Origin of the sequence: Collinsella sp. TF11-5AC (assembly GCF_003436775.1) — a bacterium.
Lineage (GTDB): Bacteria > Actinomycetota > Coriobacteriia > Coriobacteriales > Coriobacteriaceae > Collinsella.
The window spans coordinates 1-10,675 of record NZ_QSQO01000034.1; the positions used below are offsets into that span (position 1 = coordinate 1).

A 10,675-nucleotide genomic window follows, 5' to 3' on the forward strand; every position below is an offset into this window, starting at 1 on the left:
TGACATCGTTTTTATGTCAACCTTGGTCTAACAGAGCCAAAAAGATTGCTCACGTCGATTTTTCGCCTTTGCCCAATTGCCGGCGCGAGCGTTTTGACCTTGCGCAAGCCGGCAAATCCGAAAATGATAGTTGGCGACGAATAAGGAGCGCGATGTGGGATGTCGGTGCAATACCTCGTCGTCGCAAGGGCTTGAAGGCTGACGCGTGAACCGATGGCTGCTGCCTCTTTTTTTCGAATACTTGGGCTATTGAATCCGCCCGGTATCTCTTTTCCCCACGTTTCGGACGCTCGGAGCAAGCAGCATAGCCATCGCAAGCAGTACCATGGTCGCTCCAGAGCCGACAAACCATAACGGAGCTCCAAGCAGATCCGCAAAAACGGAGGGGGCCGCGAGGCCCATGGGCATGGCCCACGCCATGATGGTTCCGTAGAGGCCGAAAACGCGGCCTAGGTACTCAGGAGGTATCTGCTCCTGCATAAGGGCAGTCTGGGTTCCCGCGTACAACGGGGAGCATGCGCCCATAAGAAAGCTCACCGGCAGGAAAGCAGCGAACAATGACGGGCCGAGCGATCCGGATACGATTGCGGCAATGCCGAAGCCGGCAATCGCGGCGACCATGGTGAACGACCTATTGCGGAACCCTCCCGTAACCGCCAAGATGCCGGACCCAGCCAGCATGCCTGCAGAAAAAAGGATTTCCGCCAAAGCGGCATCCCCCGTGCTACCGCCAAAATGCCCCAAGGTCATTATTGGGAACAATGCCGCGAGCGGAGAGAACGCGAAAGCGAAGACGAACCCGCACCAAAGAAGGGCGAGCAGCCCCCTGTACCCCCTAGTCAGCTTGTAGCCGTCCGAAATCTCAGAGAAGAGCTCTCGAACCTTATTGGAAAAGGGCAAGCTGCGGTCGGCTTCGTCGAGTCCCCCTGCGTCTATCTGTGCGGCGAGGACGGCTAAAGAAGCGAAAAGCGCTCCCAGCACGTCGAGGACAATCATAGCGGTAATGCCCGCCACGGGATAAATCACTGCTGCAAGCGCGGCGCCAAGAATGTATCCGCCGGACTGAATCGCCTGAGTCACCCCCGATAGGCGAACGAGATGCTCTGGCGGGGCGAGATGGGGCGTGAGAGATTGGGAGGCTGGCGTGTAGAACGAAGTGCCAACTGCACGGAGAAACAGGGCGATGAGAATTAGCCATGCAGGTAAGCTGCCGGCCAACGAGGCAATCGTCAAGGCGGCGCCCACCGCGGCAATGAAGAGGTCGGTGCCGATGAGGACACGTTTCAAAGGCAGTCTGTCGACAAGGGCGCCCGCAAGGATTCCGAACAAAGCAATCGGCAGAAAGCCTGCCAGCGATGCTAAGGAGAGGAGAGAAGACGACCCTGTCGTGAGGGCGAGATGCCAAATAAGACCCATTTGGAGAATCGAACTCGTCAATGTCGAAACGAGCTCCCCGCCCCATACGAAACAAAGCTTGAATTGCCATGAATGGCACAGCAGAGCAGACCTGCCCCGAGAGGTTTCAAATATCATGGTTATGTCCAATCGTGAAATGGCGTGCAGAAAAACAGCGCGACGCCACAACAGCGCCGCTTTCTAGGCGCTCATCCACGTGCGGAAAAGACCAACCACGACACCCCTCCTTTGTTAATTCGGTCTGGCAAACCATGTAATATTAACGAGGCTTGAGTTTGCCTGTCAAGAATCGACCATCGGAAAGGGCAATCCTCTCTGGCCATTCGATTCCTTTTGTATCTATGGCTGCATTTACGTTATGTGGTTATTTATTTCGTTAGAATTCCCAAGCAAAACGCTTTTATGCACCATGTCTGCGCAAGCGAGAAAAGCCATTTCTAAGCCTCGGTCCACGAAAATGTCAACTTGGCTTTTCATTGAGCCGATACTTCCAACACCGCTGAAAACGAACCAAACGCGTAGCTCTTGCGTGTCCGCAACTCGCACCATCAAAGTATGCAAGCATCCTGATGAGCAGGATAGCCTCTGATCGTCTGTATCTCAATTCGGAACAAAGATCCTGGGAAAAAGGGGATGCGGCGCCGAACGCGAACAATGTGTGTACGCTGTCGAGAAATGAGGCGCGCGCCGAGAAACCGGTGGTCCATACTCCACGCCGCACCCCCAACTGAGCCTCGTAGGATTGGACCTCTTTAAGCAACGGTTCGAGGTCTTTTTCGCGCTCAGCGGCGTCCCTGGCCTTGTCTTCGATGCCGGCGAGTTGCTCGGTAATCCAATCGATTACCTGACCGACGTCGTTGTACCTGCCCTCGATCTCGTTTCTTGCCGCCTGTCGTGCCTCGGCGGGCTTTTGGAGGTAATCGTCATGAAGGGCTGCGTAGGTCCTAGCGATGTCCAGGGCGTTTTTGACCTTCGCCCTCTGGTCGCCGGCGATCATGGAGGCGATCGATTCCAGCTTGGCGTCGATGCACTGGAGGCTGTCGCTGATTTCGGTCATGTACGCCTGACCGACAACCATCGCCGCTGCGGCAAGGCCGACGCTGGCGATCTGTGCGGGGCTGACCCCAGCGGCTTTGAGGGAGACGTCGCCGCTCAGGCGACCTTTCGGGTCTCGGACGAGGGCCCTTACCGCTTCCGGATCCTTCTTCGAGGCGACGAGGTCCTTAAAGCTGTAGCCTTCGGGAACCTCGACTTTGTAGAGCTGTTTTCCTCGACGAGGTCTATGACGTCCGAGGCGAGGCCGAGAATGGCGTCCGCCCGCTCTCCGATGCCGACGTTGTTCTCTTTGCCCGCATCGGCGTTCGCGACGAGCCTGATGTTCTCCAAGTCCTCGACGGGAACGACCTCGACGCTGATTGGCGCAAGTTCTTTGTCGCTCATGCTCTTAGCGCCTATCTCGCCTCATCGGAACGCGCCAGGACGTCCCATTTGTTGTACGAGCCCTCGGCCTGAAGATCCCTGACGAGGGCCTCATAGCGGGTCTCGAGGTCTTTCTCCTCACACGGGAAGAGCAGAATCATCATTGGTCTTTTGAACTTGAAGTCAGCGTAGACGTCGATGTTGCCGAAACCGCAAAGCTGTGTGTATATGCTGAAGCCCATGGATTTGCCGCAACCGACATAGACGTCCTCGTAGGCGGAAGGGTCTTTCTCTCGTGCCGATTTCATCGTGACGACGGCGTAGCAGCCGGCGATCGCCATGTACCCATCGCTGAGGTCGGCTTCGCTGGAGACGTTGTTCTCGAAGTTCTCGAAGAAATCTTTTGCGGAGATCGGCGGAAGCGAGCTTGCCACGGCCTTCTTGCGGGATGCCTCGAGTGACTTTTGCTGCTCCTTCTTGTCTTTGATTGCCCGACCCTTTGAAAGGAATGAGTCCCTGGCTTCTCCCAGGCTATCTGCCGCCTGCTTCCCCCTTTGCTGCCCCCAGTCGATCAGAGCGGGCCCGTATTTGTTCACAGCGGGCTCAACGAAGGGCAGAACGTCTTTTCCGATGTCGATGGCCCTTTTGACGTCTTGCAGCTTAATCTTTCCCAATTGCGTACCTCTATTCATGGACAACCGGAAGCTTATCGAGAAGCAGCCGGCAGCGTCTTGTTTCTATCAAGTGCGTAAATTATCTCACCACATGCAAGACCCCTTGCCGAGATATAGCGGCAAGGGGTCGAAGGGCCATATTCGGTTGTAGTTTCGATCTGCAAGTCCTAGTCTCGGTCGTCGTCGCCGGCTGCGCAGCAGGCGTAGGCCGTGAGCGTGAGGAGCCCCATGAGGAGCCCTATTCCGAAGGGCGCGAATCCCATGTTTCCACCTCCTTCGCGTAGACCACGGTGCGGGAGTTGCTCGTCTGGTAGCTGCACGTCACGAAGGCCCAGGCATGCGCGATGTCCGCCGAATCTTCCAGGACGACCTCGCACTGGGACAATTTGTCCCCGAGGTAGGCGTCGAGCTCCGCAGCGCCGGCGAAGTTGGTCCGCTTGCCCTCTGAGCTCGCGTCGACCACGTCAGCCGCGAAGACCTCGAGCTCGATCGCATTCTCGCGGGTGTAGACCCGGATGGTGCGGTGCCCCTCGGCGAAACCGCGCGACGAGTATTGCGCGAGCGGCGCGAACATAGTGCCGTCGGACATGTGGTGCCCGTAGACGATGACGAGCGGGCTCTCGGCGCCCTGCGCGCACCCGGCGTCGATGTAGGGAGCGCCCCACGCTGATCTTTCGCCGCCGGCGTCGTGCGTGAGGTAGAAGTCGGGCGATTCGGGCCGGCCCTGGACGATCGGGTAGTCGACGGTCGTGCCCGGCACGCGCACCCAAGCGACGACGGAGGCGGGAAGGGCGTCCCAGTCGATGCCGCCTCCCGTCTCTTGAGCCTCCATTGCCGCATCCTTTTCCGCAGCAGGCGCCTCGTGCACCCCGTACGGGTTCCTCTCGGGCAGCGGCAGGACGGCGAGCGCCGCCAGCGCCAGCAACGCCACGGCAATGGCGAGTGCCGTGGCGGCTTTCCCTTTGTTCATGTCCTCCCCCGTTCGCAGGGGAGGCCCCGGGCGGGCGCCCAGGGCCTCCGGTTCGGTATCGATGCGGCGCCGCTACTCTTCCGGCTCTTCGGCAGGCTCTTCGGCTGCCGCGTCCTTGCTTGCGCCGGCCGTCTTGCGCTTGCGGTACGCGAGCACTCCGCCCGCGCCCGCCGCAGCTGCTAGAGCGATGCCTGCGGCCACGGCGTAGCCGGTGGCGTCGGGGGCGTCGGCCCCGGTCTTGGCGTAGGGCTCCTCGGGCACCTCGGGCGTGTCGGGGTTGTCCACGACGACGCTCTGCTCGGCGGAGTCGATGTCCTCGTGGGTCGCAACGACGTTGCCGGCGGAGTCCAGGACCTTCTCGAAGACGACGAGCTCGTCTCCCTCGGCCAGGCCCTCGGTGTCGAACTCGAAGGTCACCTCGACGGTGCCGGAGGGCGCCTCTGGCTCGAAGGGCGTGCGCGCGGTCACCTCGTTGCCGTCCTTGTCGAGGAACGGCTCTCCGGTGCCCTTGTCCATGAGCGTGCCCACGGCGATGTAGGTCTCGCCGGGGACGAGGCCCTTGTAGGCCACCGTGTCGACGACCTTTGCCTTGCCGGCCTCGATGACCTGGTCGCCGTCGGCGGCGTCGGCCGCCTGGGTGCCCACCTCGACGGCGACGTGGACGGTCTGGCCCTCGTCGGAGAGGTCCGCGTGCGACGCCACCTCGGCGCCGTCCTTGCGAAGGCTCTCGAACACGACCAGGTCGCGGCCGCCGAGCAGGCTCGCGTCGAAGGAGATCTCTACGTCCTGGCTGCCCGTCGAGAGCGCGGGCGCGAACTCGGCCTTGGCCCCCACGGGCTTGCCCGAGGCATCGGTCACGGGCTCGCCGGTCGCCTTGTCGACGAGGGTCGCCGAGAGCTCGTATTCCTCGCCGGCCTTCAGCCCCTCGTAGGCCACCGCGTCGACGACCTTGGCCTCGGCGTCGGCCGAGACGTCCTTGTCGCCGTCCGCCCCGTCCTTTGCTGTGGTGGAGATGCGCGGGCCCTCCTGGTCGTCAAGGCCCATCCACACGGCCTTCGCGACCGTCGAGTCGCGCTCGATCCAGAAGCTCCTGGTGATGAGCTCGAGGCCCTCGTTGGCCTCGCAGCGCAGCTCGGTCATGGTGTAGGCGCCGTACGGCAGTGCCGCCAGCGAGTCGTCGACCGGCGCCGAGGAGCCGTCCTCGCCGAGCGAGAACCAGATGCCGGCCTTCGGGTCCATGTCGGCGGCAGCAATCGGGCCCTCATGGCCGAGCAGGGCGTCGTTGGCGTTGGTGTCCCTCGAGTGCCTGTTCCAGCTGCTCGCGGTGGACGCGTCGCCGTTGCGGTCCGTCACCAGCACGTGCGTCTCGCCGGTGGCCGCGTTCTCGATGGCGAACGGGACCATGAGGCCGGCGTTGTCGGTCTCGCTCTTCTTGGAGAGCTCGAGGTCGTTGCGCACCACCTGGTCGCGGAACTCGAGCGCGGCGCCGTCCGCGGAGGCGCTCACGATCTCGCCGCCGGTGCGGACCTCGAAGGTGCGGGGCTCGCCGTCGGTCAGTAGGTAGCTCCCGTTCGTCGCCGTCTCCCGCACGTCGTAGGTTCCGTACGGCAGTGCGTCGGCCGCGGTCTGCGCGGTGTAGGCGCCGGCCTCGTCGTTCCATGCGGTGGTCAGCGTGGCCACGGCTTCGCCCGGCTCGTGCCATTCGCCGTCAACGAGGACCTTGTGCGCCGAGCGGTTCGTGACGGTGAACTCGATCCCGTCGAGGCCGGGGTGCTCGCCAGGCGCCTCCTTGTGGCCGCTGCCCGCGAGCGCCTCGGACGCCTGCAGCTCCTTGTCGGACTTGGTCACCTGCACGCCGCCGCGGAAGACCTCGTCGGTCACGGGGTCGCCCGTGAGGTCGCGCACCTCGCCGGCCTTCACGGTGAACGCGACGGAGGCGTCGCTGGCGTCGTAGCCCTCGGGCGCTCCGGACTCGACGATGCGGTAATTGCCTGCGGGAAGTGCGTCGGCGCCGGTCGCGGCGACGTGCGATCCGTTCTCGGGCGCGGTCTTGATCGTGGCGCAGACCTCTCCGTCGGCGTAGTACTTGCCGCCGACCAGCACGTACCGGCCGGTCTCGTTAACGACGGAGAAGCTCGCGCCGTCGAGCGAGGCGTCGCCCTGGGGCTCTGCGCCCGCCTCGGAGTCCTCTTTGGCGACCTTGACGCCGCCTGCGGACCAGCTGAAGCTCACGAGCGTCTGTGAGCCGCCGCCGGTCCTGACGCAGAACGCCTCGAACCCGGCGGAGACCCTGCCGGCGCCCGCCTTCATCTTGGCGAAGGTCCCGCCGATCAGCTCGGATTTCGCCCAGGAGGCGAACTCGGCGCTCGTGCCGTGCGTGGCAGCCGACTCGGACCCAGAGTAGGCGTAGGCGATGAGCACATGGCTCGCCGCGGCGTACTTCGCGTCGTCCCAGCCGCCGCCGTCGTACCAGCTGCCCGGGAACATCGACGCGTCGAAGCCGGGAGAGCCGAACGAGTACCAGATCGCCGCTGTCACGTCGTCGCTCGGCACGGGGCTCGTTGAGTAGGAGCCCGGCGCGGGCGTCGGGGACGAGGGCTCGGCGCAGTAGGCGATGTTCCCGTCGGCGCTCATCCACGTGGTGGCGAAGCCGCCGTAGGGGATCTTGCCGCCGACGGACACGTCTACCGTGCTCGGCGCGGCGTAGGCGGGCGAGGCCGCCACGGAGGCGAGCAGCGCCCCCGCCGCCAGGATGAGCGCCATGGCGCATCGGAGGAGCTTTTCCTGCAAGGTGCAGTCTTTCGCTGCGTTCATCTTTCCGCCTCCCTATCTCTCGACGCTTCGCTGTGCGCGGGGCGCCTCGTGCTCGGTAGCGCGGCTCGCCTGGCGGGCGTGCTCGGCGCGCTCCGCGAGGTAGCGCGAGCGCCCTGCGTCAACGGCCTCTTTGAGCTGCGCCGGCATGACCTTCACGGTGTCCTTGACCGCGCGTCCGCCCTCGTCGAGCTCGGGCTGGCCGTCCGGGCCCATCACCGGCTTCCTCAGCCACACCTCGCGGTTCGCGAGCAGCGGTATGTCCCGGAAGTCGGCCCCCTTGAAGCGGCTCTCGTTAACGAACATGGGGCTGAACTCGTAGCCTCCCACGTCCATGCCGTCGACGACGGTGCCCTTGGGAAGGGTCGCCGAGTTGAAGGTCCTGGCCTCGCCGGTCGCGCGGTCGGTGTACTCGATGCCCTCGCGCACGAAGCTCTTGTGCAGCGAGAGGTACACGTTCTTCCTCTCTTCCATGTCTTTCCTCCTTTTCGTTTTCAATCGGTCCTTGTCTTCATCCGCCGGGACGCGTGCCCCGGCGCGGCGCCCCTATCTCATGGCGACCGCCCCCTTCCTCGCTTTTCCGCTAGAAGCCGCTCACGATGTCGCGCGCCCAGGAGCCGCTTTTCACGAGGGCCAGGATGAGCAGCACGCACATGGCCAGGTACTGCAGCGCGTAGGTGAGCCCGTTCGCGACCGCGTCGGCCGGGGTGCCCGTCCCGGGGTTCGCCCCGGTGAGCCCGCCGAGCACGAGCGGGAACGATATGAGCAGCACGAGGATGATGACGCCGGCGATGCAGACCGCCCCGAAGCTCTTCAGGTAGCCGAGGCCTATCTGGCGCGTGGCGTCCATGCCGAGGAACGCCAGCGGGATCGGGGCGAACGCGGCCATGATGTAGAGCTGGAGCGCGCGGGCCCAGCAGACCACGAGGGCGACGACGTAGGCCGCCAGCACCACGACCCAGCTGATGAGGCTCGCGACGAGCATGGCGATGAGCGACGGGATGTCGTCATCGGTGGTGACGACGGACACCTCGGGCAGGTCGAGCGCGCCTCCGGCGCCGAAGAGCGCCTCGACTCGGTCGATGGCGAGCCCGCAGACCTCGTAGATCGACGCCATCAGGTCGAAGCTGTTCTGTATGAGGAACAGGAACACGGCGAAGAACACGAGGAGGAAAACGACCTCCTTGACGCCGGGAAGGCTCTGGCTGCCGTCCATGCGCTGGGAGATCTCGATGAGCTTCAGAGTGAAGACCAGGCCGAGCACCCCGCACCCGATCGGCAGGATGGCAGCCTGCCATACGCCCCTGGCGACGTCGTGCATGGTCAGGTCGCTCGAGCTCGTGAGCATGTGCGCGAAGTCGGCCGAGAGGATCCCGTTCGCGCCGATCGACCCGAGCACGCCCGTTTGCGCCTTGAACATCCAGTTGCAGCAGTCGCGCAGAAGGCCGCACAGCCAATCGTTGACGTCCCCGGCTATGTCGGCGTATGCCGGCTGCGCGGGGACGAGCAGGAGCGCGCAGAGGGCGAATGCCGTCGCGGCGGAGATGGCGAACGCCCTTCGGCGTTGCGATTCAAGCGCCCGCACGGCTACATCGCCTCCAGCGAGCCGCCGCGCGAAACCACGGTGACCACCGTCGAGGCGGGGTCGTCGAGCGTGAAGGTCGTCGACGCGACGTTTCCGGCGTAGTCGAGCCACACCTCCTTGTCCCAGGTGGCTCCCGTCGCCTGCGGGGACACCTCCGCCGCCTTCCCGGCGACGGCCTCCTCGATGGCGGCGACGTCTGCGCCAAGCGCCTCGGAGAGGCGGTCGTCGGTGCCGGTCACGGAGAACGCTCCGACTTGCGCCTTCTGGGGCACGTAGGCCTGCATCAGAAGGTCGCATGCCAGGGTGCGGTTGTCCCCATCGCCCGAGACCTGGATGAGCGACAGGCCTCCCGCCTTATCGCCGGTTCCCTTGACCTCGATGGGCATGCTGAGCACGCCGCCGGCCTCGGAGGGCTCCTCGGCCGAGAAGAACCAGGCGCGCTCGGTGCCGCCCGCGCTCTCCACCATGGCGCCCTCGACGATCCGCAGCGTGGCTGTCGGGTCGTCGGCGCCCGTCCATGCGGTGTTCCAGAGCGCCTCGGCGCCCGAGGTGGCCTTCCCGGTTGCCACGTCGGCGCCTGCAGCCGCGGGCTGCTCTTGCTCCTGTGGACTATCCTGCGCGCCTTCCTGCGGGGCGATGGCGCAGCGCGCCGCGCCCGCGCCGAGCGCCACGACGAGCGCGCTTGCCGCGACGGCGGCCATGACCCTTGACTTTCCCTGCATTGGTTTCTCCTATCTCGCGGTGAGCGCGCAGCTGAAGCTGCCGATGCCGCTCGCTATACGGCACACGTCGCCCGTTCGCGGCTCGTGTATGTACCTGTCGTCGCCGATGTAGATGGCCACGTGGCCCGAGCGGTAGAGGATGTCGCCGGGCTTCGCCTCCGAGAGCGGTATGCGCCTGAGCTCCTCGTACTGGGAACCCGTGTAGTGGCTTATGCGGATGCCCGCCTGCGCGTAGCAGTATTGCGTGAGTCCGCTGCAGTCGAGCGCCTTGCCGGGGGTCGAGCCTCCCCACACGTAGGGCACGCCGAGCTGGCTGTACGCCGCCTCGACGATCGCGTTCCCGCTCGCGGATGCGTCCTTCAGGTCCTCGACCGTCATGGAGTCGAACCTGTAGAGGCCCCATTGCGCCATGATCGACTTCAGGGACTCGACGTAGGACGAGTCGGTCGCCCAGCCGGCGTCCTTGAGCCCCTCGGCCATCCTGTCCGAGTCGCGCCTCTCGATCGCCTCGCGGATGAGGGCGTTGCCCGAGTAGCGCTCCGCCTGCAGGAAGACCCTGCTGCGGAAGCGGATGCACTCGGCGTCGCCGGTGAAGCGGATGAAGCTCGCCGTGATCTGGGTGTGCTCGCCGGGCACGTACTCCTCGCTGGTGGCCCAGTTCGCCTTGCCGGCCACCTCGGGGCAGCCAGCGTAGCCCGACCACCACTTCATGCCGAAGAGGTTGTGGTCGCGCTCTGCGAGCTGGCTCATGCGGTCGCCCTGGCCGGACTCCTGGATGATCTGCGCGATGGTGCAGCCCGCCGGGTGCCCGTACTCCTCCTGGCACTCGAGCGCCGCCTCGACCATCTCGTAGGTGATGTAGGGCGGCAGCCCCTCGAGGCCCCGCTTGGAGGCCGCGTCGTCCCAGAAGCCGAACAGCGCGCTCAGCAGCTGCGCGACGGCGAGCGCGCAGGCGACGAAGGCCACGATGCCGGCCACCGCCCCGAGCAGGGCGGGCGCGGCGCCCGAGACCGCGCCCGCGATCGCGGAGGCGGCGCCCTTCGACCCCGCGGCGCGGGCCGCCTCGCCCGACGCCTGC

Annotated in this window: 11 protein-coding genes; 1 reads left to right on the top strand and 10 read right to left on the bottom strand. The window is 64.9% G+C overall.

Translation table 11 applies throughout. The annotated features are described in order from the left end of the window. Positions 1-209: hypothetical protein (locus DXD16_RS10515; protein WP_233502703.1), on the top strand; the 209-nt coding region annotated here is incomplete at its 5' end. Positions 210-246: 37 nt separating this feature from the next. Here the strand turns inward: DXD16_RS10515 and DXD16_RS09940 are convergent. The 10 genes from DXD16_RS09940 to DXD16_RS09985 all read right to left on the bottom strand — a co-directional run. Further along, positions 247-1,533, bottom strand: a complete 1,287-nt coding sequence (locus DXD16_RS09940) for an MFS transporter (RefSeq protein WP_117655968.1) — start codon at positions 1,531-1,533, stop codon at positions 247-249. A 343-nt stretch (positions 1,534-1,876) separates the two neighbouring features. Next, positions 1,877-2,473, bottom strand: a complete 597-nt coding sequence (locus DXD16_RS10405) for a hypothetical protein (RefSeq protein ID WP_199408227.1) — start codon at positions 2,471-2,473, stop codon at positions 1,877-1,879. Between the two features lie 128 nt (positions 2,474-2,601). Continuing rightward, complete coding sequence (locus DXD16_RS10410) at positions 2,602-2,856, bottom strand: hypothetical protein (protein ID WP_197736875.1); 255 nt, start codon at positions 2,854-2,856, stop codon at positions 2,602-2,604. Between the two features lie 11 nt (positions 2,857-2,867). After that, the gene (locus tag DXD16_RS09950) at positions 2,868-3,509 is read right to left on the bottom strand and encodes a hypothetical protein (RefSeq protein ID WP_199408229.1); all 642 of its coding nucleotides are present in this window, start codon (positions 3,507-3,509) and stop codon (positions 2,868-2,870) included. Between the two features lie 238 nt (positions 3,510-3,747). Next, a complete protein-coding gene (locus tag DXD16_RS09955; RefSeq protein ID WP_117655969.1) occupies positions 3,748-4,479 on the bottom strand; it encodes a class B sortase in 732 nt (243 codons plus the stop codon). Positions 4,480-4,551: 72 nt separating this feature from the next. Beyond that, positions 4,552-7,293 carry a VaFE repeat-containing surface-anchored protein gene (locus DXD16_RS09960; protein WP_117655970.1) on the bottom strand — a complete coding sequence of 914 codons (2,742 nt, stop codon included), beginning with the start codon at positions 7,291-7,293 and terminating at the stop codon, positions 4,552-4,554. A gap of 12 nt (positions 7,294-7,305) precedes the next feature. Then, positions 7,306-7,764 (bottom strand): DNA gyrase, encoded by a 459-nt coding sequence (locus DXD16_RS09965; protein ID WP_117655971.1) that lies wholly within the window; start codon positions 7,762-7,764, stop codon positions 7,306-7,308. Between the two features lie 109 nt (positions 7,765-7,873). Continuing rightward, a complete protein-coding gene (locus tag DXD16_RS09970) occupies positions 7,874-8,875 on the bottom strand; it encodes a conjugal transfer protein TrbL (protein WP_233502704.1) in 1,002 nt (333 codons plus the stop codon). 2 nt (positions 8,876-8,877) lie between these two features. Then, a complete protein-coding gene (locus tag DXD16_RS10415; RefSeq protein WP_199408231.1) occupies positions 8,878-9,576 on the bottom strand; it encodes a hypothetical protein in 699 nt (232 codons plus the stop codon). Positions 9,577-9,606: 30 nt separating this feature from the next. After that, positions 9,607-10,675, bottom strand: a 1,069-nt coding sequence (locus DXD16_RS09985; RefSeq protein ID WP_199408233.1) for a glucosaminidase domain-containing protein, incomplete at its 5' end; no start/stop codon positions are given.